The sequence below is a fragment of the Nocardiopsis sp. iso_25 genome (assembly GCF_056173305.1).
This window is the reverse complement of record NZ_CM149667.1, coordinates 5,826,713-5,849,174: the sequence shown is the minus strand read 5'-3', so window position 1 is coordinate 5,849,174 and position 22,462 is coordinate 5,826,713. Positions and strand designations below refer to the sequence as shown.

At 71.8% G+C, this 22,462-nt stretch carries 25 protein-coding genes; 13 read left to right on the top strand and 12 right to left on the bottom strand.

From position 1 onward, the window contains the following. Position 1: 1 nt before the first annotated feature. Both AC0VX6_RS25195 and AC0VX6_RS25190 read right to left on the bottom strand, forming a co-directional pair. Positions 2–1,462, bottom strand: a complete 1,461-nt coding sequence (locus tag AC0VX6_RS25195; protein ID WP_475466345.1) for an alpha/beta fold hydrolase — start codon at positions 1,460–1,462, stop codon at positions 2–4. 252 nt (positions 1,463–1,714) lie between these two features. Further along, positions 1,715–2,020, bottom strand: a complete 306-nt coding sequence (locus AC0VX6_RS25190) for an EF-hand domain-containing protein (protein WP_475466343.1) — start codon at positions 2,018–2,020, stop codon at positions 1,715–1,717. A gap of 155 nt (positions 2,021–2,175) precedes the next feature. On the opposite strand from AC0VX6_RS25190, the gene AC0VX6_RS25185 reads away from it, so the two are divergent. The 5 genes from AC0VX6_RS25185 to AC0VX6_RS25165 all read left to right on the top strand — a co-directional run bounded on the left by AC0VX6_RS25185 (position 2,176) and on the right by AC0VX6_RS25165 (position 6,750). Continuing rightward, positions 2,176–3,366, top strand: a complete 1,191-nt coding sequence (locus AC0VX6_RS25185) for a sensor histidine kinase (RefSeq protein WP_475466342.1) — start codon at positions 2,176–2,178, stop codon at positions 3,364–3,366. 151 nt (positions 3,367–3,517) lie between these two features. Next, positions 3,518–4,132 (top strand): response regulator, encoded by a 615-nt coding sequence (locus tag AC0VX6_RS25180; RefSeq protein WP_475469440.1) that lies wholly within the window; start codon positions 3,518–3,520, stop codon positions 4,130–4,132. A gap of 204 nt (positions 4,133–4,336) precedes the next feature. After that, positions 4,337–5,239, top strand: a complete 903-nt coding sequence (locus AC0VX6_RS25175; RefSeq protein WP_475466340.1) for an ABC transporter ATP-binding protein — start codon at positions 4,337–4,339, stop codon at positions 5,237–5,239. Then, positions 5,236–5,997 (top strand): ABC transporter permease, encoded by a 762-nt coding sequence (locus AC0VX6_RS25170; protein WP_475466338.1) that lies wholly within the window; start codon positions 5,236–5,238, stop codon positions 5,995–5,997. The genes AC0VX6_RS25175 and AC0VX6_RS25170 overlap by 4 nt, the downstream gene beginning before the upstream one ends. Before the next feature lie 3 nt (positions 5,998–6,000). Continuing rightward, on the top strand, positions 6,001–6,750 hold the full coding sequence (locus AC0VX6_RS25165; RefSeq protein WP_475466337.1) for an ABC transporter permease: 750 nt from the start codon (positions 6,001–6,003) through the stop codon (positions 6,748–6,750). 98 nt (positions 6,751–6,848) lie between these two features. On the opposite strand, the gene AC0VX6_RS25160 is transcribed toward AC0VX6_RS25165, so the two are convergent. The 4 genes from AC0VX6_RS25160 to AC0VX6_RS25145 form a co-directional block, all read right to left on the bottom strand. Next, on the bottom strand, positions 6,849–7,409 hold the full coding sequence (locus AC0VX6_RS25160) for a GNAT family N-acetyltransferase (RefSeq protein WP_475466335.1): 561 nt from the start codon (positions 7,407–7,409) through the stop codon (positions 6,849–6,851). 115 nt (positions 7,410–7,524) lie between these two features. After that, on the bottom strand, positions 7,525–7,815 hold the full coding sequence (locus AC0VX6_RS25155) for a DUF397 domain-containing protein (protein WP_475466333.1): 291 nt from the start codon (positions 7,813–7,815) through the stop codon (positions 7,525–7,527). Positions 7,816–7,872: 57 nt separating this feature from the next. Next, positions 7,873–8,061: a DUF397 domain-containing protein gene (locus AC0VX6_RS25150; protein WP_475466331.1), complete on the bottom strand. Its 189-nt coding sequence runs from the start codon at positions 8,059–8,061 to the stop codon at positions 7,873–7,875. Positions 8,062–8,090: 29 nt separating this feature from the next. After that, positions 8,091–8,909 carry a helix-turn-helix domain-containing protein gene (locus AC0VX6_RS25145; protein WP_475466329.1) on the bottom strand — a complete coding sequence of 273 codons (819 nt, stop codon included), beginning with the start codon at positions 8,907–8,909 and terminating at the stop codon, positions 8,091–8,093. 349 nt (positions 8,910–9,258) lie between these two features. Here AC0VX6_RS25145 and AC0VX6_RS25140 point away from each other — a divergent pair, with 349 nt between their 5' ends. Together AC0VX6_RS25140 and AC0VX6_RS25135 are read left to right on the top strand one after the other, a co-directional pair. Next, complete coding sequence (locus tag AC0VX6_RS25140) at positions 9,259–9,696, top strand: ATP-binding protein (RefSeq protein ID WP_475466327.1); 438 nt, start codon at positions 9,259–9,261, stop codon at positions 9,694–9,696. A gap of 535 nt (positions 9,697–10,231) precedes the next feature. After that, entirely contained in the window at positions 10,232–10,399 is a 168-nt protein-coding gene (locus AC0VX6_RS25135; protein WP_475466326.1) for a hypothetical protein, read from the top strand. A gap of 49 nt (positions 10,400–10,448) precedes the next feature. Here the strand turns inward: AC0VX6_RS25135 and AC0VX6_RS25130 are convergent, their stop codons facing one another. Next, positions 10,449–11,096, bottom strand: coding sequence for a TetR/AcrR family transcriptional regulator (locus AC0VX6_RS25130; protein WP_274974957.1), 648 nt, complete (start codon positions 11,094–11,096; stop codon positions 10,449–10,451). Positions 11,097–11,261: 165 nt separating this feature from the next. Between AC0VX6_RS25130 and AC0VX6_RS25125 the strand changes: the two genes are divergently transcribed. Further along, positions 11,262–12,854, top strand: a complete 1,593-nt coding sequence (locus AC0VX6_RS25125) for an MFS transporter (RefSeq protein ID WP_274974956.1) — start codon at positions 11,262–11,264, stop codon at positions 12,852–12,854. A gap of 152 nt (positions 12,855–13,006) precedes the next feature. After that, positions 13,007–13,795: an SDR family NAD(P)-dependent oxidoreductase gene (locus AC0VX6_RS25120; RefSeq protein ID WP_274974955.1), complete on the top strand. Its 789-nt coding sequence runs from the start codon at positions 13,007–13,009 to the stop codon at positions 13,793–13,795. A 309-nt stretch (positions 13,796–14,104) separates the two neighbouring features. On the opposite strand, the gene AC0VX6_RS25115 is transcribed toward AC0VX6_RS25120, so the two are convergent. The 3 genes from AC0VX6_RS25115 to argJ all read right to left on the bottom strand — a co-directional run bounded on the left by AC0VX6_RS25115 (position 14,105) and on the right by argJ (position 16,210). Further along, positions 14,105–14,323, bottom strand: a complete 219-nt coding sequence (locus tag AC0VX6_RS25115; protein ID WP_465885114.1) for a hypothetical protein — start codon at positions 14,321–14,323, stop codon at positions 14,105–14,107. Between the two features lie 86 nt (positions 14,324–14,409). Next, positions 14,410–14,715: an AbrB/MazE/SpoVT family DNA-binding domain-containing protein gene (locus AC0VX6_RS25110; protein WP_274974953.1), complete on the bottom strand. Its 306-nt coding sequence runs from the start codon at positions 14,713–14,715 to the stop codon at positions 14,410–14,412. Between the two features lie 334 nt (positions 14,716–15,049). Next, positions 15,050–16,210: a bifunctional glutamate N-acetyltransferase/amino-acid acetyltransferase ArgJ gene (gene argJ / locus AC0VX6_RS25105; RefSeq protein WP_274974952.1), complete on the bottom strand. Its 1,161-nt coding sequence runs from the start codon at positions 16,208–16,210 to the stop codon at positions 15,050–15,052. Between the two features lie 169 nt (positions 16,211–16,379). On the opposite strand from argJ, the gene AC0VX6_RS25100 reads away from it, so the two are divergent. Further along, on the top strand, positions 16,380–17,411 hold the full coding sequence (locus AC0VX6_RS25100) for a serine hydrolase domain-containing protein (protein ID WP_444961407.1): 1,032 nt from the start codon (positions 16,380–16,382) through the stop codon (positions 17,409–17,411). A 183-nt stretch (positions 17,412–17,594) separates the two neighbouring features. Here the strand turns inward: AC0VX6_RS25100 and otsB are convergent, their stop codons facing one another. Further along, entirely contained in the window at positions 17,595–18,425 is an 831-nt protein-coding gene (gene otsB, locus AC0VX6_RS25095) for a trehalose-phosphatase (protein WP_475466322.1), read from the bottom strand. A 275-nt stretch (positions 18,426–18,700) separates the two neighbouring features. Further along, positions 18,701–18,985 carry a DUF3263 domain-containing protein gene (locus AC0VX6_RS25090; RefSeq protein ID WP_013155209.1) on the bottom strand — a complete coding sequence of 95 codons (285 nt, stop codon included), beginning with the start codon at positions 18,983–18,985 and terminating at the stop codon, positions 18,701–18,703. A gap of 230 nt (positions 18,986–19,215) precedes the next feature. Here AC0VX6_RS25090 and AC0VX6_RS25085 point away from each other — a divergent pair, with 230 nt between their 5' ends. From AC0VX6_RS25085 to AC0VX6_RS25075, 3 genes are all read left to right on the top strand, one after another. Continuing rightward, the gene (locus AC0VX6_RS25085) at positions 19,216–20,385 is read left to right on the top strand and encodes a S8 family serine peptidase (protein ID WP_475466320.1); all 1,170 of its coding nucleotides are present in this window, start codon (positions 19,216–19,218) and stop codon (positions 20,383–20,385) included. Positions 20,386–20,824: 439 nt separating this feature from the next. Next, the gene (locus AC0VX6_RS25080) at positions 20,825–21,601 is read left to right on the top strand and encodes a class I SAM-dependent methyltransferase (protein ID WP_274974948.1); all 777 of its coding nucleotides are present in this window, start codon (positions 20,825–20,827) and stop codon (positions 21,599–21,601) included. A gap of 207 nt (positions 21,602–21,808) precedes the next feature. After that, positions 21,809–22,405, top strand: a complete 597-nt coding sequence (locus AC0VX6_RS25075) for a GrpB family protein (RefSeq protein WP_274974947.1) — start codon at positions 21,809–21,811, stop codon at positions 22,403–22,405. Positions 22,406–22,462 lie beyond the last annotated feature (57 nt).

The window sequence follows — 22,462 nt, the reverse complement described above, 5'->3', positions numbered from 1 at the left end:
CTCAGCCCTCGGGAGTCGGCGCGGGCGGTCCCGGACACGTCCGCGTGGTGGTCCGCCCGGTGTCGAAGAAGTCGACGGCCGCCGCGGCGCAGTCCAGGCCGGAGAGGGTTCCGTGCCCGTCGTCCTCCACACTCATGACCTCTCCGCCGACGACTCGCCTCATGTCCAGCGCCCAGTCGTGCGGGGTGATCATCTCGTTGACGTGGCCCACCAGTTGCAGGGGGCTGTCCCCTCGCTTCAGGTCGGGAGCCGCACCCCCCTCGGGCCACCCGACACAGGAGTGCTCGTAGAAGCCCAGGGTGCCCATGACGGGGTACCGTTCGGCCCGCTCCAACCGGTTCTGCCACACCTGGTCGAAGTCGCGCGGGCTGTCGGAGTCGTTGCAGAGCAGCGACACCTGCGCGAAGGAGTCGAAGACGGGTTCGGAGTCCCAACCGGCGCCGGAGACGGGTCCGCGGGCGACCTCCGCCCCAGGCACTCCTCCGTCGAGGAGCGTGACGAGGGAGCGGGCGTTGGCGGGCCATTCGCGTTCGGGGGTGGCCAGCAGCGCGGTTACGGCGTCGCCGTCGACGACCGTCCCGTCGGGGCCGGTGCGGGGCTCCTCGGCCAGCTCCTCCCGCAGCCCGTACACCTCCTCCCGGATGCGGTCGGCGTCCGTGCCGAGCCCGTAGTGGTCGTCGTGCCCGGCCATCCAGTCGGCGAAGCGGTGGAACGCGGCCTGGGCGCCCATGGCCTGCCCCTCGTCCAACACGGTGACACTGGCCTCGGGCGACATCACCGAGTCCAGGAGCATCGCCTCGACCCGGTCGTCGTACATGGACCTGTAGGCGGCGCCGAGCAGGGTCCCCCAGGACACCCCGTAGAAGCCGATCGTGTCCGCTCCCAGCGCCTCGCGGATCAGATCCATGTCGCGGGCCACGTTCTCCGCGGTCAGCGAGTCCACGAACTCGGGGTCCCGGGCGTGGCATTCGCGGTTGATCCGGCTCTGCTCCTCGGCGACGTGCCGTGCGCTCTCCTCGTCGCTCAGGCCGGGGTCGGGGGCGGTCCCCTCCAGACCGCACTCCACGGCGTCGCTGTAGCCCACCCCGCGCGGATCGAAGCCCACGAGGTCGTGGTTCAGTCCCAGGTCCGCGGCCTCGCTGTCGAGGATGCTCCCGGGCGTGGTCACGCCCGGATGGCCCGGGCCGCCGGGGTTGAACAGGATGGGATAGGTGTTCTCCCCGGTGGCGGGCACACGGGTCACCGCTATGTCGATCGTGCGCCCGTCGGGGTCCTCGTAGTCCAGGGGCACCGGAACGGTGGCGCACAGGGTGCGGTCGTCGCTCTCGTCCCACCCCCGGGCGAGGTCGGAGCACGGTCGCCACTCCGGTTCCGGGCCCGGGGCGGCCGATGCGGGGGCGGCCGCGGCGGTCAGCAGCAGTCCGGAGGCCGCGGCCAGCGCGGCGCTTCGGGCGAGGGGCACGGGGATTCTCCCATCGGAAGGCTCTGTACGGGTCCACCGTCCGTGGTCGGACGGTGGAAGCCCTCCGCACGCTACTGACGACCGCTCCGCGCGCGCCTCCCCCGAAAGGACGACCCGCCGGGCCTGCCAAAGTGGGAGCGGATCGGGTCCGACAGGTTCTGCCTGCCCCACGCACCGGCCTTCGTCGGAGGCCGCCCGGTCCGGTACCGATGCGCACCCGGTACGCGGGGACGGCGAGGGACCTCGGGGCCCTCAGGCCCCCTGCGTGCCGATCCGGACGAACTCGTCCTGGCTGATGAGCAGGTCGTGGTCGGTGTCGACGTCGAGGGCGAAGGCGTGCAGCGCGCTCATGCGGTCGAGTCCCAGATCCCGCTCGGCGTAGGCCAGCCACTCGTGGATGTTGATGGAGCCGTCCTTGTCCGTGTCGAGCCGGGTGAACAGGTCGCGTGCTTCCTGCTCGGTCGTGGCGCTGGGCAGAAACTTCTCGGGCATGGTGGTGCGCTCTTCCTCGTTCGCGGGGTCGGCCGAGGCGGAACCGTCGGCGGTACGTGTGCCCATCGTCCCACCGGAAGGGCCGCTGCGCCGCCGGAGTCCTCGGGTGCGGTCTCCGCGGTGGCGCGGCTGCGGCGTCCCCGTGCAGGAGCGGACAGCCGGACCGGAGAACGCGCTCCGGGCCAGCGGCGGCCGGGAGGCGGGAACGTAGACTCAAGCACATGTTCGGCAGAGTCCGGCGTTGGACGCGGCGGCACGAGACCCTCGTCGACGCGATCCAGGCGGCCCCGCTCCTGCTGCTGTGCCTCATGGCGAGCCTCAACCACGCCGACCCGGACTCCTACGGCGGCGTCCCCCTGCCCTACCTCGCCGTCACGCTCGCGCTCGTACTGCCGCTGGCGCTGCGTCGCGGGTACCCGCTGGCCGTGTTCGCGCTCCTCGCCCTGGTGGGGCTCCTGCAACTGGCCCTCGGCTTCGGTCTGATCCTGGCCGACTTCGCCGTCCTCGTCGCCATGTACACCGTGGCCGCGCACTGCCGGTTCGGGTGGGCGCTGGCCGCGCTGGCCGCCGCCGAGGTCGGCCTGGTGCTGATGCTCGCGAGCCTGCCCCACGCCGACTGGGGCGACTGGAACGTGTTCGTCGTCTACACGTTCCTCATCATGCTCCTGTGGGTCAGCGGCCTCTACACGAGCGTCCGCCGCGGCTACCTCGTCGGTTTGGAGGAGCGCGCCGAGTGGCTCGAACGCGAGCGCGACGCCCGCGCCCGGGCCGCGATCGCCGAGGAGCGGGCGCGCATCGCCCGCGAACTGCACGACGTGGTGGCCCACAACGTGAGTGTGATGGTGGTGCAGGCCGACGGCGCCGCGTTCGCCATCGACTCCGACCCGGCGCGGGCCAAGGGTGCGCTGGAGACCATCTCGGAGACCGGCCGGACGGCCCTGACCGAGATGCGCGGCATGCTCGGGGTGCTCCGCGAGGACGAGACCGAAGAGGAGTACGCGCCGCGGCCCGGCGTCGAGCGGCTGGAACAGCTGTTCGCGCGGGTGCGCGGCGCCGGACTGCCGGTGGAGTGCACCGTGGAGGGCCCGATACGCCCACTGACGACGGGGGTGGACCTCGCCGTCTACCGGGTGGTGCAGGAGGCGCTGACCAACACGCTCAAGCACGCCGGGCCCGCGGCCAGCCGCGTCCGGGTGCGGCTGCGCTACGGGGACGACACCCTGGAGGTGCGGGTCCTCGACGACGGGCGCGGCGCGTCCGCGCCGGAGGACGCGCGCCCCGGGCAGGGGCACGGCCTGATCGGCATGCGCGAGAGGGTGGCGGTGTACGGCGGCTCCGTACGGGCGGGACCGTGCTCCGGCGGAGGCTACGAGGTGGTGGCGTCGCTGCCGTTGCGGCCGGCCACCACGTGAGCGATTCGAGAGAGGGAACGCACCTGTGGGCACACCGGACACCGGTGGGACGGGCATCGACACGGGAACCGGCACGGGAGGCGTCGGGAGGACGGACGCCGTACGCGTCGTGCTCGTCGACGACCAGGAACTGGTCCGCACGGGCTTTCGCATGGTCCTCGACGCGCAGCCCGACATCGAGGTGGTGGGCGAGGCTGGTGACGGCGACACCGCGCTGGAACTGCTGCGGACCCTGGCCGCCGACGTCGTCCTCATGGACGTCCGGATGCCGCGCATGGACGGCGTGGAGGCGACGCGCCGCCTCTGCGCCGTGGACAGCGGCCCGCGGGTGCTGATCCTGACCACCTTCGACCTCGACGAGTACGCCTACGCGGCGTTGAAGGCCGGGGCGAGCGGCTTCCTGCTCAAGGACGCCCGGCCCCCGGAACTGCTGTCGGCGATCCGCTCCGTCCACTCCGGCGAGGCCGTGGTTGCTCCCAGCACGACGCGGCGGCTGCTCGACCGCTTCGTCGGCCACCTGCGCGCCGCCGACGAGGCCCCGCCCGCCCCCGAGTCCCTCGACGTGCTGACCCCGCGCGAGCGCGAGGTGCTCGCGGTGGTGGCCCGCGGGATGTCCAACACCGAGATCGCCGAGCTGCTGCACGTGTCCGAGGCCACGGTCAAGACCCACGTGGGGCGGATACTGACCAAGCTCGACCTGCGCGACCGGGTACAGGCGGTGGTGCTCGCCTACGAGACCGGCCTGGTCGGCGTCCGCGGGTCCTGAGACGCTCCGGGTCCTCGCGCGACCGGGAACCGCTGACCGCGAACCCGGCGGGAGACCGGGACGCGGGGCCGACCGCACCGCCGTTCGGCGGGCCGCGCCTACCCCATGGGTCGCACACCGGTGCCCGGGTCATCCCGCAGGGGGACGCGCAAGGTCATCCTCCGGCCAGACGACCCGCGGCGCCCCGGCGGACACGATGGATCCGTGCCTCCAATGATCACCACCCACGGCCTGAGCAAGAAGTACGGCGACCGCGCGGTCGTCGAGGACCTGGACCTGCACGTACCGGAAGGGTGCGTGTACGGCTTCCTCGGCCCCAACGGCTCAGGGAAGTCGACCACGATGAAGATGCTCCTGTCGCTGGTACGCCCCACCAGCGGCGAGATCCACGTCATGGGCCGCCCCATGCGGCGTTCCACCCGCCGAGAACTCCTGGGCGGCATCGGTTCCCTCATCGAGTCCCCGCCCGCGTACGCGCACCTCACCGGCGGGGAGAACATGCGCCTGGTCCGGCGGCTGCTGGACCTGGACAAGGGCCAGGTGGCCCGGGCGGTGCGCACCGTACGCCTCCAGGACCACCTCGACAAGCTCGTCCGCGACTACTCGCTGGGCATGAAGCAGCGGCTGGGCATCGCGATGGCGCTGGCCCGCGAACCCCGGCTGCTGATCCTCGACGAGCCCACCAACGGCCTCGACCCCGCCGGTATCGACGAGATCCGACGCCTGCTCACCCGGCTGGCCGAACAGGGAACCACCGTGATGGTCTCCAGCCACCTGCTGGGCGAGATCGACCGGACCGCCTCCGTGCTCGGCATCCTCAGCAACGGCCGCATGCTCTTCCAGGGCACCCGGGACCAGCTGCTCGCGCGCTCCACCCCCGACGTGCTCATCGAGACGACCGAACCCGAACGAACGAGCACCCTCACCGCCCGGTGGGGCGCGGTCCGCGACGGCGGCGCCGTGCGCCTGCCCGGACTCGACCAGGAGGCCACGGCCCGCGTGGTGGCCCACCTCGTCGGCGAACACGTGCCCGTCCACGGCGTGCGCCGCGACGCCCAGTCCCTGGAGGACGTGTTCATGGACCTCACCGGGGGGCAGGGCCTGTGATCGCTCTCGCCGTGGCCAACGAGTTCGCCAAGATGCGCCGCCTGCGTGTGGCGCCCGTCGCGGGTGCCATGGTGGTCGGAGTGGTCGCGCTGTCCTGCTTCGCCGCGTTGGGCGACCCGGGGTTCCTGGAGTCGGTGGACGACCCCTCCGAGCACCCCTGGCGGTTGCTGCTCGCGGGCATGGCGCTGGCCGTGCCGCTGACCTCGCCCATCCTGCTGGCGGTGCTGGCCAGCCGACAGGTGGACATCGAACACCAGGGGAACGGCTGGCTGCTCTCCCAGACCTCGGGACTGACCCCCGGACACCTGTGCCGGGCCAAGTTCGCGGCCACCGGCGCGGTCGTGGTGGCGGCCACCCTGGCCCAGAGCGGCCTGGTGGCGGCGGTCGGCCTGGCGCTGGGCATCACGGTGGCCTTCCCGGCCGGGCAGTGGCTCGGCTACACCGCGGCGGCCGTGGTCCTGAACCTGGTGCTCCTCGCGTTCCACCTCCTGCTGTCGGCGCGCGTGGGCAACCAGCTCGTGGGCATGGGCGTCGGGGTCCTGGGCGTGTTCGTGGCCCTGACCAGCACGGGGACGCCCGCGTGGCTGACTCACCTCCTCCCTCCGTGGGGGTACTACGCGCTGGTCACGCCCGTCGACGCCCGCGGGTCCGGCATGGTCTCGCTGGACCCCTCGCACCTGAGCGTGGTCGCCCTCGGGGTCGCGGGCGGCGTCCTGTTCCTGCTCGTCACCCGCCTGTTCGACCGTCAGGAGGCCTGAGCCATGGGTTCGGTCCGAGCCGAGTTCCTCAAGCTGAAGCGTTCCCTGAGCTGGGTCGTGGTGGTGCTCCTGCCGCTGCTGGCCGTGCTCACCGGGGCGGTCAACACGGTCGTCTCCGGTCAGCCGGTCGAAGAGGACTGGCACACCCTGTGGTTGCGGGTGGTGGTCTTCTACGGCCTGTTCCCCCTGGCCGTCGGCGTGGCCGTGCTGGCCTCGCTGGTGTGGCGGGTCGAGCACCAGGGCGGCAACTGGAACGCACTGATGGGCCGGAAGGTGTCCAGCCTCCACGTGGTCCTCGGCAAGACGGCCGTGCTCGCCGTGCTCGCGGCGGTGATGCAGGCGGTGCTGGTGGCGGGTGTCATCGTCGTCGGCAAGCTGGCGTTCGCGCTGCCCGGAACGCTGCCGTCCCGGTACCTCCTGGTCAGCGCCGTCATCGTGCTGGCGTGTGTGCCCGTGGCGGCGCTCCAGTCCGGGTTGTCGATGCTCATGAGGTCCTTCGCCGCTCCCGTGGCCGTGGCGCTGCTGGGGGCGACATCGGGGGTGCTGCTGCTGGTGACCCGGCTCGAACCCGTGGCGGTGACGCTCCCGTACGGGCTGCTCAGCCGGGCGACCCAACTGGGCACCGGGATGTTCGCGGACACCGGGAACGTCACCACCGGCCTCGTGTCCGTCGTCGTGGCGGTCGCGCTCGGTCTCACGGCGGTGCTGATCGTCGGGGCCGCCACCGTTCTGGACCGTCGCGATATCCGCTGACGGCGCGCGTCCGTGAACCCGGCTCCCGCGCCTTGCTGCTCCGCGCGCCAGTAGCGGGCGGATGACGTGCCGAGGCGGAGCCGTCCGGGGCGCGGGCGTCAGGAGGTCTGGCGCCGTGCGCGCCACTCCGGGGCGAGCACCGACCAGACCTCCATGTCGTGGCGCTCGCCCCGGTAGACGTAGCTCTCCCGCAGTACGCCGTCCCGCGTCATGCCGAGCCGCCGGGCCACGGCGATGCTGGCCTCGTTCGCGGAGGAGGCGTGCCACTCCACGCGGTGGACGCCCCGCTTCTCGACGGCCCAGTCGATGATCTGTTGGGCGGCCCTGGTCACCAGCCCGCGTCCGGCGGCCGACGGTTCCAGCCAGCAGCCCGCCTCGGCGGTGCCGTGCTTGAGGTCCATCGTGCGGAAGAGGACCCCGCCGAGCAGTTGATCACCCGACCAGATGCCGTAGATGCCTCCGGTGTCGGTGGCGGCCTTCTCCGCGTAAGAGCGCAGGTAGGTCCGACTCGACTCCAGGTCCACGATGACGTCCGGGAGCGCGATGTAGCGTCCGATGAACTCGCGCCCCCGGTCGATGTTGGCCAGGAACTCCTCGGCGTGCCGTGGTTCGAGCGGGCGCAGTTCCGCGCCGTCCACGTCCAGGGGTAACTCGAACATCGCCAACCTCCGTGACTGATCCGTGCGCATGGTGGACGGGATCATCCCATGGCGGTGTCTTCGGACTCCGCCGCGGGTCGCGGTCGTGGGGTTGGACTGGACTGGGCTTGGGCGCTTACCGGTTGGGGGCTTTGAGGGTGTTGAGGAGGCTGGTCCACTCGGGGGTGGTGAAGGTGAGGTGGCCGAGTTCGCGGTTCTGGGTGTCGCGGACCCGGGTCTCGGTCGAGCTTTCGGCTATTTCCACGCAGTCGTTGTTCACTCCGCTGCTGTGACTGCTCTTGTGCCAGTCAGAGACCTCGACGCACTCGCCACCACCCCCACCGGAGTAGCTGGACTTGCGCCAGTTGGAGATCTCCACACAGTTGCCGCCGCTGCCACCGGAGTAACTGGATTTACGCCACCTCATGCGCTGCCCCTTCGCGTTGTCCCGGGTACCCCGGCAGTTTCGAGGTACCCGGGGCGGCTACGGCCGAAGCGTCTTGAGGGTGTTGAGGAGGCTTGCCCATTCGGGGGTGGTGAAGGCGAGGTGGCCGTGTTCGCGGTTCTGGGTGTCGCGGACCAGCACGCTCTGCCCTTCCGCGACCTCTACACAGTCGCCGCCGTTGGTGCTGTAGCTGCTCTTGTGCCAGGGGTGGTGGTGCGGCGCGGTCATTCCCGTGCCTCCTCTTCTCCGAGGTGGGCCTACTGTCCGTCGTTCAGGAGCCCACGTATGAAGAGGATCGACTCATCGGGTTTGAGTGCCTTGCCCAGCAGGCTCCCGAACATCAGGGTATACCGGCGGACTTCTTCGGGGTCCTCAGGAACCAGCCCGCTACCGGCCTGCTCCAGGTAGACCACGTCCGGATCTGCCTGCTCGGGGAACTCCAGGAGGTTGAATTGGCCATCCATCCCAGCATGGGCTCCGTGCGAGAACGGGACGACCCGGATGGTCACATTCGGTCGCTCGGAAAGCTCCACAAGGTGCTGGAGTTGCCCCTGCATGGTTGTGGGGCCTCCGACCTGGCGCCTTAGCACAGCTTCGTCCAGCACAGCGACCACATGCAGAGGGTCGTCCGTGCGGATGATCAGCTCCTGACGGGACATGCGCACCAGGACTTTCTCGTCAGCCAGGTCAGGGGCCGATGTGATGGCGGTCTGCTCGGTCACCGCGCGGGCATAGGCCTCGGTCTGGAGGATGCCCGGCACCACGATGGTCTGGAACGTGCGGACCACGGAGGCCGCAGCTTCCAGCCCGATGTAGCTGTCGAAGCCTGGCTTGAGAGCCTGCCGATGGCGATGCCACCAGCCGCGCTTACGGGCGTGCTTGGCCATCTCGATGAGTTCTTCGCGTTCTGCCCCATGCACGCCGTACACATCGAGCAGAATGGCCACGTCTCCAGGCTTTGGCCTGGTCATGCCTGTCTCGTATCTCCACAAGGTGCTGTCGGTGATGCCTACGCGGTCGGCAACCTCAGCGCGGGAGAGTCCCGAGTCGTTCCTGAGCCGAGACAGCTCCGCCATCAGGCGTCGATGACGCGCTGTGGGGCTCGGGCGTGCGGCCATGCTGCACCTCCTGGTTCTACGTGAACCGTAACACATTGCATGATTCATTGATCATTTTCTGCATACTGGACTACTTCTTTCTGAACTATTGCAGTTTTAGTTTTAGCGGTCCATCCTGGTGAAGGTTCAGCCGATCAGGTCGCGGCTTCGGTGCTGAGCTGGCGCGTGTCGAAGCCGCCTGCGCGTAACTCGGTTCACTTCTGGCGCTTGGAGGAGCAGGATGAACAGCTTTGGTGTACCGCGACCGAGGCGGGCAGCAGAGGGCGGCAGGAGCGGGCTGCCGCGTCGGGGGAGGGGCGGTACCGGGGTGCGCACGGCGTTCTTCGGGTCGGAGGTGAACCAGGCGGCGCAGATCCGTAGCTGGTGCCAGCGGGGCGCGCGGGTTCAGGTCCACCGGACCTTCTCCCTGGTTCTCGTGGTCAGCGAACTGGTTACCAACGCCTGGATGCACACCTCCTCCGGTGCCCCCGGCGGGCGGGTGAAGATCCAGATGCGGCACCTGCCGAAGCACGTCATCCACCTGGCGGTCACCGACGACGGGCCGCGCCCGGGCCAGCCCGCGTGCCTTCCCTGTCTGTCACCGCGCAGCGACGACCTTCGCGTCGGCGGACGCGGCCTGCACCTCGTGGACCGCCTGTCCGTGGAGTGGGGCTGGAGCGGAGAGCCCGGCATGCCCCTGACGGTGTGGGCGCACGTCGACCCCTACGCACCCGTCCCAGAACCCGACGACGCCGTCGCGGCCTGAGAGAACACTGCCGCCGGAGCGGGAAGCGCAGCCCCTGCCGGGGCCGATGACACCCGCGCGAACGCAGCAGAAAACAAGGTGCCCCGAACCGGTGTTACGAGCACCGGGCCGGGGCGTGATCACCACCTGTCATCACCAGGAGGAGACCGTGAAAGACCCTATCGGCAGGCACCGCAGGCATCACCGTTCATGGGCCGAACAGATGTGGACGCTGTGCGCCGCCGCGCTCGCGTGGACGCTGGGACACCTGCTCGGCACGCGACGTCCGGCCGGGGCCATCGAGAGCGCACCGCCGCGCCCCGAGCTTCCGCCCGCCCTCGCGCCACGCCAGCGACCCGCCCCTGAATCGCGGCCCACATCCTCATCGCGGCCTGCCTTCGCGCCGAGGTCCGCGTCCGTGCCGCGACCTGCTTCCGCACCGAGGACCGCGTTCGCACCACGCCAGCGACCTGTTCCCGAGTCGCGGCCCGCACCCGAAAAGCGGCGCCCCACCCTGAACTCCGACCGCACGGCGGGCTCACTGGTCCGTCCCTACATGCCTCCGCTGCCACGGGTTCCGGTCGGTGACCTGCTGGCCGCACCGTCTTCCGTCACGCCCACAGCTCCCGCCACGGCAGCGGCCTGCCGCACGGCCAGTTCCCCTCCGGGTGAGTTCGACGAACTCCGGGACCTGGTGCGCGTCTGGTGCGCCCTGTCCGACTGAGGTTCCTCAGGTGAACCGAGGGGGAGAGCCCGCGAGGCTGCGTATCCGCTCAGCCCCGGGGGCTCTCCCAATGGCCGCCGACCACCTCGGGCACCAGGTCGAACCGGTCGAGGAACGCCTGGACCAACTCCTCCACATCGCTGGAGCCGGACACGCACCACGCCTGGTGGCCGCTGTTGAGCACGGACAGGAAAACCGAGGCCAGAACCCCCGGGCGCGGGTCGGTGACCGGATCGACGCCGGTGCGCTCGCCCAGCGCCCGGGCCAACCGCTCCTGCCTGCGGTGGCAGTAGCGCATGTTGACCTCGATCAGCTCGGGGCTCTCGGACACCAGTCCCATGGCGCTGCCCCGGAGGTGGAGCATCTCGCGTTCGAGGTAGGCCCAGTGGTCGAGCATCGCGTTGCGCAGCGCGGCGAACGGCGACTCCTCGGCGGGACGGGCCAGCAGGGCGGCGAACAGCTGCTCGTCGAGGTCCTCGACCGCCTCCAGGACCACGTCCTCCTTGGAGCCGAAGTAGCGGAAGAACGTGCGCTGGGAGACCCCGACACAGGAGGCGATCTCCTCTGTCGTCGTCCCCTGGTAACCGTTCTCGTGGAACAGGCGCAGCGCCGACTCCATGAGGGACTCGCGCATCCGGGCCTTCTTGCGCTCGCGCAGCCCGAGCTGCTCTCCCGGTTCGGCGCTCGTCGTGCTCATGGACGTGCCCTCCCGCGTGTCGGCTCTGGCCGCTGATTCCGGCTCTGTCGACCGAGGATACCGTGTGAAACAGATTACGTCAGCGACTGACAAAACACACTTGCTGCAAAGAGTCAGCGACAGACATAATCGTGCGGACGACGGCACCGGCACGCAGGGGGAACCATGACCGCACAGACCGTCCCGAAGGCCGCTCCGGAGACGGAGCAGACGGAGCGCAAGCCGCGCTGGACGCAGAGCCCCTGGGCGACCCTGGTCGCCATCGCCTTCGGCGTGATGATGGTGGCGCTGGACGGCACCATCGTGGCCGTCGCCAACCCCGCGATCGGCACGAGCCTGGGCGCCTCGCTGGCCGAACTCCAGTGGGTGACCCACGGCTATCTGCTCGGCCTGGCGGTCTTCCTGATCACGGCGGGCAAGATCGGCGACCGCTTCGGCTACCGCAACACCTACCTCGTGGGCGCGGTCGGCTTCGTGCTCAGCTCGGTGGCGATCGCGCTGTCGGCCGGTGTCATCATGCTCGTCGCCTTCCGGGTGCTGCAAGGGATTTTCGGGGCGCTGCTCCTGCCCTCGGCGATGGGCCTGCTGCGCGCCAGCTTCCCGCCCAGCAAGCTCGGCCGGGCCTTCGGCGTCTTCGGCAGCCTCATCGGCGCCGCCACGGCGGGCGGTCCCATCCTGGGCGGCGTCCTGGTCGGCTCCCTCGGCTGGGAGGCCGTCTTCTACATCAACGTCCCGGTGGGCGCGGTCGCCCTCGGACTCGGCCTGTGGCTGCTGGCCGCCAACAAGCCGACCGACGCCGGAAGCCGGATGGACGTGCCCGGCATCGTGTTGCTGAGCATCGCTATCTTCGCCCTGGTGTGGGCGCTGGTGGAGGCGCCCAGTGTGGGCTGGGGCCACCCCGTCACCCTGGGCTCGCTCGCCGTCACGGCGGTCTTCACCGCGGCCTTCCTGGCGTGGGAGCGCCGCGCGAAGCAGCCCCTGCTCCCGCTCGGCCTGTTCGCCAACCCCTCGGTCTCCATCGGCGCCGTCCTGACGGTCGCGATGGCGCTGAGCCTGATGGGGTCGCTGTTCTTCATCACCTTCTACCTCCAGGGCGTGCGGGGCATGAGCCCCGCCCAGACCGGCCTCCAGCTCATCTCCATGACCGCGCTGATGGCGGTCACCTCGCCGATCGCGGGCCGGATCCTGGACCGGGTCGGCGCCCGGCCGCCCACGACGGCGGGCCTGCTGCTGGCGTCGGCGGGCATGTTCATGCTGTCGCTGTTGAAGGTCGACACGGGCGTGCTCTACATCTCGGCCGCGTTCGTCCTGCTCGGCATGGGCCTGAGCCTGATCATGACCGGCGCCACGGCGGCGATCATCGGCAACGCCCCCGTGCGCTACGCCGGTGTCGCCTCGGCGGTGCAGCAGGCCGCCATGCAGCTGGGCGGCTCGCTGGGCACGGCGGTCCTGGGCGCGGTCATGTCCGCGACCATCGTCGCCACCCTGCCCGGCCACTTCGCCGCCGCGGGGCTGGCCGAACCCGCCGCCGGGGAGCTGGCGGGCATGCAGAGCGTCGTGGCCCAGGGCGGCGCGGTGCTGCCCGAGGGGGCGACCCCGGAGGTCGTGGCGGCGGTGACCGGGGCCAGCAACCTGGCCTTCATGGAGGGTCTGCAACTCGCCTTCACCATCGCGGCGGCGGTGATGCTGGTCGCCGCGGTGCTGTCGCTGTTCATGCGCTCGGGCCGGATGACCGACGGCCCGGCCGTCCACATCTAGCCGGGGGTGAGGTCCGGTCCCGGCCTGCCGGGGCGCCGGGCCGGACCAGGTCCGCGGCGCCGCCTTCGACCTGCGCGTTCCCGGGCGGCAGACTCTGCGGTGCGGCGGTCTCCGCCGCACCGCTATCCATGCGACCCGACAGGGGGCGTCTCTTGACCGACCGCACCGGCCAGCACCGGGCCTACCTGGACGAGCTGTTCGGACTCACCGGCCGCCGTGCCCTCGTGACGGGAGGGAACTCGGGCATCGGCCGTGGTGTCGCCGAGGCCCTCGGACGCGCCGGGGCGAGCGTGCACCTGGTGGCCCGCGACGCCGGACGCCTGGCCCAGACGGCGGAGGAATTCGCCGCCCAGGGGATCGAGGTCGGCACCACCCCGATCGACCTGGCCGACCGCGACGCGCTCGGGGAGTTCTGCGCGAGCGAGCCGGTGACGGGGGCGGACATCCTGGTGAACGCGGCAGGGGTCAACCACCGGCCTCCGCTCGGGGAGACGACGGAGGAGGTCTGGACCGAGACGCTGGCGGTCAACCTCGCCGCGCCGTACCTGCTGGGCCAGGCGTGCGGGCCGCGGATGGCCGAGCGGGGCTGGGGCCGGATCCTCAACATCGGTTCCCAGCAGACGTGGAGCGCGTTCGGCAACTCGGGGGTGTACGGCGTCAGCAAGGCCGCCGTCGGCGGGCTCTCACGTTCTCAGGCCGAGGCGTGGTCGCCCCACGGCGTCACCGCCAACACCGTCATCCCCGGATTCGTGGTCACGCCGATGACGCTGCCCACCGTCGCGGTGCCCGGTCGGGAGGAGCAACTCGCGGCACGCACCATGGTCGGACGCAACGGCCTTCCCCGCGACTTCGCGGGACTGGCGGTCTTCCTCGCCTCGGACGCCTCCGCCTTCGTCACCGGGCAGATGCTGGCCGTCGACGGCGGGCTCAGCGTGCACTGACCCGCGGCGCGGGCGTGGGCGGACCCGGTCCGGATCGCGGCCGTGCCGGTGTCGTCCCGAACCCCGGGCACGCCGGGGTGGGCTTGTGGAGACGTCAGACCGGATCGCGGGAACGCCGATGCCGCACAGGTGCGCGGGCGCGCCCGCGCTGCCGGAGGCCGTGGGCCCCCTGTATCCAGGAAACCGCGAAAGACGAGGCGGCACCACCCCCTGTGGACAAGGGTGGTGCCGCCTCCGCCTGAGGTTCCGGTCCTACACCGCCGTGGGATTCAGGGATGACAAGGATGCCTGTGTCGTCGGCCTCCGGTGTCAGGGCGGACCGGGGTTGAAGACGGCGTGTGTGCCCACCCGGCGCCAGACCACGTGCGGCTTGCCGGGGAAGCGCTCGTCGCCGTACTCCCATGTGGCGCGCCCGTCGGGTGCCCAGGTCATCTCGTAGACCCCGGGGGCTCCCTGCACGCCCTTGACCCGCAGGCCCGGTCGGAATTCCCCCTTCTGCACGTCGGGTGCGAACTCGGTGGTGACCACCTTCCGGAAACGCTCCGCCTGTTGCCGCGTCAGTTTCCTGAAGTCGGCCCGGAACCGGGGGGTGGTGGCGAACGTGGCCAGTGTCCTCAGCGCTCCTCGTCTTCCAGAGCGTCGAACATCGACTCCGCGTCCTCGAACTCCTCGGTCAGGCCCGCGGCGATCTGCTCGCTGGCCTCGCGCTCACCCTGCTGCCAGTCGCGGTCCCAGAACCACGTCTGGTCGGCGGGCACCGAGGTCATGCCCCTGAGCGTGACCTGACCGTTCTCCGCGATGGCGAACTCGACCTCGTCGCCCTCACGGATGTGCAGGGCCTCGGCGATCTCGCGGGGCAGGGTCACCTGGTTCTTGCGACGCATCACCGCACGTCGACGTCTCGCCTTCGTCTCGCTCATGGGTGGGGTCCTTCCGGCTGGTGGGCCTGCCCCGGAGCTTCCCTTCCCCGGGCAGGGCGATCGTGCTCCCGGGCTTCCCGCACCGGAGTCACGGTTCCAGGATGACTCCAACAGTCGGACAGTTCAACTTTCCTACCAGGGATTTGCCGTCGGACAGCTCGGCGGAAAGACGAAGAGGCGGCACCACCCCCTGTGGACAAGGGTGGTGCCGCCTCTGTCGTGCTGCCTCTACTGTTCCGGTTCCACGGCCGTGCCGCCTCCGCTGTGCAGGGCGCCGCCGACCGTGACCGACCGACCTGGCTGTCCGAAACCCCTCCGGGCCCGGACCGGCTGCTCAGGTCGTGTAGTCGGCGTTGATCCGGATGTACCCCTCGGTCAGGTCGCAGCCGTAGACCGTGAAGGCGCCGTCCGCGATGCCCAAGCCGACGCCGATCACCACCTCGTCGCCCTTCATGTGCTGGGCGGCGCGCTCCAGCACCTCGTCCGTGGCCTCCGCCGGGTAGGTCTCCACGTCGCCGAAGGAGATACGCACGTTGTCGGGGAGGATGTCGGTCTCCTCCTCGCACTTGCCGACCGCCATCGTCACCCGGCCCCAGTTGGGGTCCGCGCCGTGCACGGCGGTCTTCACCAGCGGGGAGTTCACCACGGCCTTGGCCACCCGCTTGGCCTGGGCGTCGTCGCGCGCGCCGGTCACGCGCACCTCGATCAGCTTGCTGGCGCCCTCGCCGTCGGAGGCGATCATCCGCACCAGCTTCAGGGCCACCTCGTACAGCGCCGCCTCGAACTCCGCCGCGTCCACCGGCCCGGCCAGGCCGTTGGCGAACACCGCCGCCGAGTCGCTGGTGGAGGTGTCGGTGTCGATGCTCAGCGCGTTGAACGTGCGGTCCACCACCCGGCGGAACACCTCGTCCAGCACCGGCTGCTCCAGCTCGGCGTCGGTGAAGAACCAGGCCAGCATGGTCGCCATGTTCGGCTCGATCATGCCCACGCCCTTGGCGATGCCCGTCAGCGTCGCCCCGCCCACCGTCGCCGTGGCGGTCTTGGGCCGGGTGTCGGTGGTCATCATCGCCGCGGCCGAGCGGTCCAGGTCGGCCGGGGGGAACTCCGCGGGCAGCGCGTCCAGGTAGGCGCGGACCTTCTCGATCGGGTACGGGCGGCCGATCACCCCGGTGGAGGCGACCAGCACCTCCTCGGGCGGCACCCCCGCCGCCCGCGCCACGCGCTCCTGGAGTTCGCGGGCGTGGCTGTCACCGACCCTGCCCGTGGCCACGTTGGCGTTGCGGGCGATCACCGCTACCCCCCGCGCGCTGCCGTCGGCCGCCGAGCGGCGGCTCAGCAGCACGCTGGGTCCGGCGAACCGCGACCGGGTGAACACGGCGGACACGCGGGCGGGGACCTCCGACACCACCGCGAAGAAGTCGTCGTTGGGGTCCTTGATCCCGATGTTTCCGGCCACGCCGCGGAAACCTGCGGGCACGGGGGTCTGGCTGCTCATCGTCCTCCTCGGGGCTTCTCCGGCGCCAGACTACTCCGCCGCGTGCCGCGGCCCTCATTACGGCTGCGACCTGCGGGGGTTTCGTCCTGTGCACCTCCCGAACCCGTGTGACAACAACCTGATAACGGGGTATCGCCGGAAGACGAGACCACCCGGGGGGAGGCGTGTTGTGCGTGATGGTGACTGGCTCACGGAGACAGGGGCGCGGATTCGGGGCGTTCTGAAGGTGATGGTGGACGCCGGGTGGCTGCCCGGCGGGGCCGCCGTGATCGGCACCGGCGGCATGTGGGAGTTCGTCGCCGTCGGCCGCATCGACGGCGAGCACGACACCGCCCCGGACGTGGCCTACGACGTCGCGAGCCTGACGAAGGTCATGGCGACCTGGCCGCTGGTCGGCCAGGCGGTCGCCGAGGGGATCATGGACCTGGACGCCCCGATGTCGGAGTACCTGGACGTGGACCACCTGCCCGGTGCGGAGGTCACCACGCGGCAGATCCTCACCCACACCGGCCGCCTCAACCCGGTGACCTGGCTCGAGAGGTACGTGGGCACCGACCAGGACCTCGCGGAGGCGATCCTCGCCGACCCGCTGGAGGAACCCGGCTACGCCTACGTCGACCGCGGCTTCATCCTGCTCGGCATGCTCCTGGAACGCCTCTACGGCACGGGCCTGGACCGGCTGGCCCGCGACCTGTGGGAGCAGATGGGCATGCGCTCCACCACCTTCGGCCCTCTGACGCGTTCGCCCGGCGTGGCGCCCACCGAACGCCGCATCCCCGGAGCCGCGCCCACCTGGGGGGTGGTGCACGACGAGGCGGCCGCGCTGATGGGCGGCGTGGCGGGGCACGCCGGGGTGTTCAGCACCGCCATCGACCTCGGCGCGTTCACCCGCGAGATCCTGCGGATGCACGACGGGGGACAGGGGCCGGTGCCCTCCTCCTACGTGCGCGCGAGCTGGCAGCCGCACGTGGACGCGGGGGCCAGGCTGTGGCGCGGCCTGGGCTGGCTGGTCACCCCGGAGGGGGTGGTCTACCACAACGGTTTCACCGGGACGAGCCTGTTCATGCACCCGCAGAGCGGCCGGTACGTCGGCATGCTCACCAACGCCGTGCACTACGGGCGCGACCGGACCGGGCTGGTGGACCTGCGGTCGGCCGCGCGGTCGGCGCTCACGCCGCAGGCGCACGAGTCCTCGTCCTGAGGCGGGCGGCGACTGCTGACGCGGGCGTTGGGAGCGCACCCACGCGGTGGACCGGGGCCGGGGCAGGGGGCGGCTGCGTCAGTAGGGAAACCCCACATGCCGCACCGCCCACGTTTTCGGACGACGCGTGCGCGCGTCACGTCCCGGCGGGGTCCTGCCCGAAGGCGTCACGCCCCGGAGGAGTCACGCCTCCGAGGCGCCGCGGATCGCTTCGGCGAGCCCGCCCAGGAGGTCGGCCAGCCCCGCGGGGCCGGGGACGACCAGGTCGGCGGCCTCGGCCACGGCGGTGACCTCGTCCGAGGACGAGCACACCTTCAGGCCCTCGACGCCCTGGGACCGCAGCCCCGCCACGGCGTCGAACGCGGGCAGGTCGCCGAGGTCGTCACCGGCGTAGAGCACCGCTCGCGGGCCCGTCTCGGCGACGAGCGCGGTGAGCGCCGCGCCCTTGTCCACACCCTGTGGACGGAGCTCGACCACCATCCGGCCCGGCTCCACCTGGAGGTCCGACCGCCGCGCCAGTTCGCTCAGGGAGGGCGTGAGCAGGGCGAGCGCGCCGTCCGGGTCGGCGGTGCGCCTGGTGTGCACCGCCAGCGAGCGCCCCTTGTCCTCGATCCAGGTGCCCTCCGGGGCGCCCAGGTCGTCGAGCAGGCCGGGCAGCTCCTCGCGCACCACCGCCACGCCGGGCGGCGCGGGCGCCGCGGCCACGCGCCCGCCCTCCCAGCGCTCGGCGCCGTAGTGGCCCAGCACGGTGATGCCGGGCACCCGGTCCAGGCCGCCCAGCCGCACCACCGTCTCGGCGGGGCGGCCGGTGACCACGGCGACCGAGCCCAGGAGCCCGGCCAGGTCGGCGAGCACGTCCACGATCCCCGGGTAGGGGGCGGACGTGCGCGGGTCGGCCACGATGGGCGCGAGCGTGCCGTCGAAGTCGAAGGCGGCCAGCGCCCGCTCGGGTGCGGCGAGGAAGGCGTCGAGCGCGGTGCGTCCGGCGTCCGTGCTGGGTTGGGGCAGGGACATGGAGGGCCTTTCCGGTGGGGCCGCGGATGCGGGCCGGGCGGGACCGCCAGACTACCGACGCGCTCCCGCGCCGACGGGACTCCACCGCGTGTGTGACGATTGTTTCAGCGGATGTCCGTGCGGTGTTGTGCGTTCGGTCGGCCTCGTGGGACGGCGCTGCCGCTCTCCGTCGCGGGGGTGGCCCGGACGGAGGGCGCCGGCGGGACGGCGGGTGTCGTCACCGGGGCGCGGGGTGGGTACGAACGACCCAAAGGAGAAGAGGGATACGGGAAACGTCAGAGCTGGATGCCCAGCTGGCGTGCGTTGCGTTGACGGCGGCGGTCGGCGCGCAGCCGACGCAGCCGCTTGACGGTCATCGGGTCGAAGGCGAGGGCCTCCGGCCGTTCCACCAGCCCGTTCAGCAGCTGGTAGTAGCGGGTCGCGGAGAACCCGAACTCGTCACGGATCGCCTGTTCCTTGGAGCCCTCGAACTTCCACCACTGGCGTTCGAAGGCGAGGATGCGCTGCTCGCGCTCGGCGAGGGCCGACTGACCGTCTTCGGTCGGACCGATATTCGGCATGGGACACCCCCTGGACGGGAAATTGGTTTGTCCGGATCGGCCCGACTCATGCTAGCGACTCGACATGCCGGATGAGGAGCCGAAACCGCAGGACTGGCACCAGGGATACAGTTACGTTTTCTACCCCTCAGGCCACTTGTCCACGCCTGAATCCTGTGCTCGTGACAGAATTGCCGGGGTCCGGGGAGGGCCGCGTGGAACGTCGACCGCATCGTTCGAGGGAGCCTGACGTGCTCGGGGGCAACAGCCGCAACAGGATACACACACGCCGCGCCCGTGGCGGGGCCAGCGCGGTCTTCGCGGCCGCCACCGCCGCCGTCCTCGGTCTGACCTCGGCTCCGGCCGCGGCGGACCTGATCCCCGACTACCGGCCCGAGCAGTGGGGACTCCAGGCCGTGGGGGCGCCGCAGCTGTGGGAGGAGAACCAGGGCCAGGGCGCCACGGTCGCGCTTCCGGGCGTCTCCGTCGACGAGGGGCACCCGGACCTGGTCGACAACGTCCAGCTGGACACGCGGTTCGGTGAGAACGACGGCGACGTCGAGCAGGGCAACGCCGCGGCCGGGCTGGTCGCGGCCCACGGGTACGGCAGGGACGCCGACGGCGGCGTCCTGGGCGTGGCGCCCGAGGCCACCATGCTCGTGCTGCCCACGCAGGACCGGCTCGACGAGGCCGTGCGGTTCGCCTCCCAGGAGGGCGCCCAGGTCATCCTGCTGCCCGAGCCCGCCGGACCCGACCTCGCCGAGGCCACCCAGGAGGCCTCCGACAACGGCGCGCTGGTCGTCGGCCCGGCGGGGGAGGACGAGGACCCCAACGTGCTCACCGTCGCGGGGACCGACCAGGACGGAGCCCTCATCGAGGGCGCGCCCGGGGCCGGGAAGATCGCGCTGACCGCACCCGGCGCCGACCTGGTCACGTCGGGACCGGAGCCGGGCCAGACCGAGGTGACCGGGGCCCCCTACGCCGCGGCGATGGTCGCCGGGGCCGCCGCCCTGATGCGCGCGGAGCACCCGCAGCTGCGGCCCGACCAGGTCCGCGACGCCCTGGTGGACGGCTCCCAGCCCGGCCCCGACGGCCTGCCCGCGCTGCACCTGCCCAGCGCGGAGCAGCAGGCGTCCGGCGTCGCCCAGGACATCCCGCTCATCGACGAGGACCTGGCCGGGCAGGGCGAGCAGTCGGGGCTGGTGCCCGCGTGGGCGTGGTTCGTCACCGTCGGCGCCGTCGTGGTCCTGGGCCTGCTCGTCCTGGTGGTGTGGGTGCGCCGCTCCAACACCGACCCCTACGGAGTGAAGGCCGAGCGCCGCGAGCAGGACGAGCTGATCGCCGCCGAGCGCGCCGCGGAGGCCGCGCCCGCCAGCCGCCGACGCAAGGGCGGACGCCGCCGCAAGACGCGCGGCAACTGAGCCGCGACTGAGCGACCGGAGCCGTCCGTGTCCACCCCTCGGGGGAGGGCACGGGCGGCTCTGCCGTTCCGGGGCTTCCCCGGCTTTCGCGCGCCCCTCCCGGAGGCTCCCGGCCCGTTCCCGCGCCCGCGTTCCGCGGCCCCCGTGGCCGTTGCCCCGCCTCCCGCGCTCCTGCTCGAAGTCTCGGCCCCGGACGTCTCCGGCCCGTTCCCGCGCCCCCGCCGGGACGCCCCGGTTCCGGACGCCCCTGTCGCACCCCGGCTCCGGTTCCGGACGCGCCGTAACCGGCGGGCGCACGGCACCGCCGGTGTGGGGCCGCTCACACCCCCCGCGCCGAGGGCGGGGCCGTTAAGCACTGGCGTCCGGCTCCGCCCGGCGGATAGCGTCCTCACCGCCGGGCACCCCGCCCCGGGGCTCCCACGACAGGGCGGAGAAGCACATGACGCGCATGGCCGACGGCAGCGCTGGCGACGCCGACTACGGTGTCATCGCCCGCACCTACACCGACCACCGCCGTCCCGACCCGCGGATCGCGGCCGCCGTGCACCGCGCGCTCGGCGACGCGCGCACGGTCCTCAACATCGGCGCGGGCGCGGGTTCCTACGAGCCCCTGGACCGCGAGGTCACCCCCGTGGAACCCTCCGCCAGCATGCGGGCCAAACGCCCGGACGCCCTGCCCGCGGCGGTCGACGCCGTCGCCGAGAGCCTCCCCTTCCCCGACGGGGCCTTCGACGCCGCCATGACCACGTTCAGCGTCCACCAGTGGCGCGACCTGGAGGCCGGGCTGGCCGAGGCCCGGCGGGTCACCACGGGCCCCGTGGCCGTGCTCACCTGCGACCCGGACCTGGTCCGCGACTTCTGGCTCCACGAGTACGCGCCCGAGGTCCTGGACACCGAGGCCCGCCGCTACCCGGCGATCGCCGACCTGGCCGCGGGGCTGGGCGGTTCCACCAGCGTCGTGCCCGTCCCCGTGCCCCTGGACTGCTCCGACGGGTTCAACGAGGCCTACTACGGGCGGCCGGAGGGTCTGCTGGAGGTGGGCGCGCGCCTGTCCTGCTCGGCGTGGAGCTTCGTGGACGAGGCGGTGCACGAGCGCTTCACCGCCCACCTGTCCCGGGACCTGGCCGACGGGACCTGGGACCGCCGGTTCGGACACCTGAGGGGAGTGCCCGAACTGGAGGGTTCGCTGGTGCTGGTGGTGTCGCTCCCCGACTAGGCGCGGGTCCGCACGGCTCCGCCCGCCGGTCGGGGCCCGGCGGGCGCGCCGGGCGGTCCTCCCGGCCGGAACCGGACACCGGACACGGTGCGTGGTCGCCGCACGTCACGGACCCCCGACGGGCTGTGACGTCACGTCTGCGCGTGCATATGTAAGCAACGCCGGACGGGCTTGACGCGGACACCCGGGGCGGCAAGGCTTTGGAGAATGTCACCCCTCGAAGCGTCTCCTCTGCCCTCACGGGGCGAGCCGCGGGCCGTGATCGCGCCCGAGTTCCGCAACCTCGTCAACGGGCGCGTCCGCCTCTCCGAGTACGACCCCAAATGGCCCTACCTGTTCCGGCGCGAGGACGGGAGGATCCGCGCCGCCCTCGGCGGCCGCGTGCTGCTCTTCGAGCACGTCGGCTCCACCGCGGTGCCCGGCCTCGCCGCCAAACCCTGCGTGGACCTGCTGCTCCTCGTCGCCGACTCCTCGGACGAGGCCGCCTACCTGCCCGACCTCGAAGCCGCCGGGTACTCCCTGGTGATCAGGGAGCCCGACTGGTACGAGCACCGGGTGTTCAAGGGCTCCGAGGTCAACCTCAACCTGCACGTGTTCAGCCGGGGGTGCGAGGAGGCCGAGCGCATGCGCCGCTTCCGCGACCACCTCATCGCCGACGCCGAAGCGCGCGAGCGCTACACCGCGGTCAAGCGCGAGCTGGTGGGGCGGACCTGGGACCGCATCCAGGACTACGCCGACGCCAAGAGCGGCATCGTCCGGCAGCTCCTCGCCGAGGCGGACGCCGGGAGGGGCGCCGCCGACTGACCGGTTCCGGCCGACCGGGCCGCGGCCGAGGGCGTGTACCGTCTCCCGACGGCGGAC

Coding starts and splice junctions, on each gene's coding strand:
- AC0VX6_RS25190 (WP_475466343.1), bottom strand. CDS start 2,020: ATGGGCACACGTACCGCCGACGGTTCCGCCTCGGCCGACCCCGCGAAC.
- AC0VX6_RS25185 (WP_475466342.1), top strand. CDS start 2,176: ATGTTCGGCAGAGTCCGGCGTTGGACGCGGCGGCACGAGACCCTCGTC.
- AC0VX6_RS25180 (WP_475469440.1), top strand. CDS start 3,518: ATGGTCCTCGACGCGCAGCCCGACATCGAGGTGGTGGGCGAGGCTGGT.
- AC0VX6_RS25165 (WP_475466337.1), top strand. CDS start 6,001: ATGGGTTCGGTCCGAGCCGAGTTCCTCAAGCTGAAGCGTTCCCTGAGC.
- AC0VX6_RS25160 (WP_475466335.1), bottom strand. CDS start 7,409: ATGTTCGAGTTACCCCTGGACGTGGACGGCGCGGAACTGCGCCCGCTC.
- AC0VX6_RS25155 (WP_475466333.1), bottom strand. CDS start 7,815: ATGAGGTGGCGTAAATCCAGTTACTCCGGTGGCAGCGGCGGCAACTGT.
- AC0VX6_RS25150 (WP_475466331.1), bottom strand. CDS start 8,061: ATGACCGCGCCGCACCACCACCCCTGGCACAAGAGCAGCTACAGCACC.
- AC0VX6_RS25145 (WP_475466329.1), bottom strand. CDS start 8,909: ATGGCGGAGCTGTCTCGGCTCAGGAACGACTCGGGACTCTCCCGCGCT.
- AC0VX6_RS25135 (WP_475466326.1), top strand. CDS start 10,232: ATGCCTCCGCTGCCACGGGTTCCGGTCGGTGACCTGCTGGCCGCACCG.
- AC0VX6_RS25130 (WP_274974957.1), bottom strand. CDS start 11,096: ATGAGCACGACGAGCGCCGAACCGGGAGAGCAGCTCGGGCTGCGCGAG.
- AC0VX6_RS25125 (WP_274974956.1), top strand. CDS start 11,262: ATGACCGCACAGACCGTCCCGAAGGCCGCTCCGGAGACGGAGCAGACG.
- AC0VX6_RS25110 (WP_274974953.1), bottom strand. CDS start 14,715: ATGAGCGAGACGAAGGCGAGACGTCGACGTGCGGTGATGCGTCGCAAG.
- argJ (WP_274974952.1), bottom strand. CDS start 16,210: ATGAGCAGCCAGACCCCCGTGCCCGCAGGTTTCCGCGGCGTGGCCGGA.
- otsB (WP_475466322.1), bottom strand. CDS start 18,425: ATGTCCCTGCCCCAACCCAGCACGGACGCCGGACGCACCGCGCTCGAC.
- AC0VX6_RS25090 (WP_013155209.1), bottom strand. CDS start 18,985: ATGCCGAATATCGGTCCGACCGAAGACGGTCAGTCGGCCCTCGCCGAG.
- AC0VX6_RS25080 (WP_274974948.1), top strand. CDS start 20,825: ATGACGCGCATGGCCGACGGCAGCGCTGGCGACGCCGACTACGGTGTC.
- AC0VX6_RS25075 (WP_274974947.1), top strand. CDS start 21,809: ATGTCACCCCTCGAAGCGTCTCCTCTGCCCTCACGGGGCGAGCCGCGG.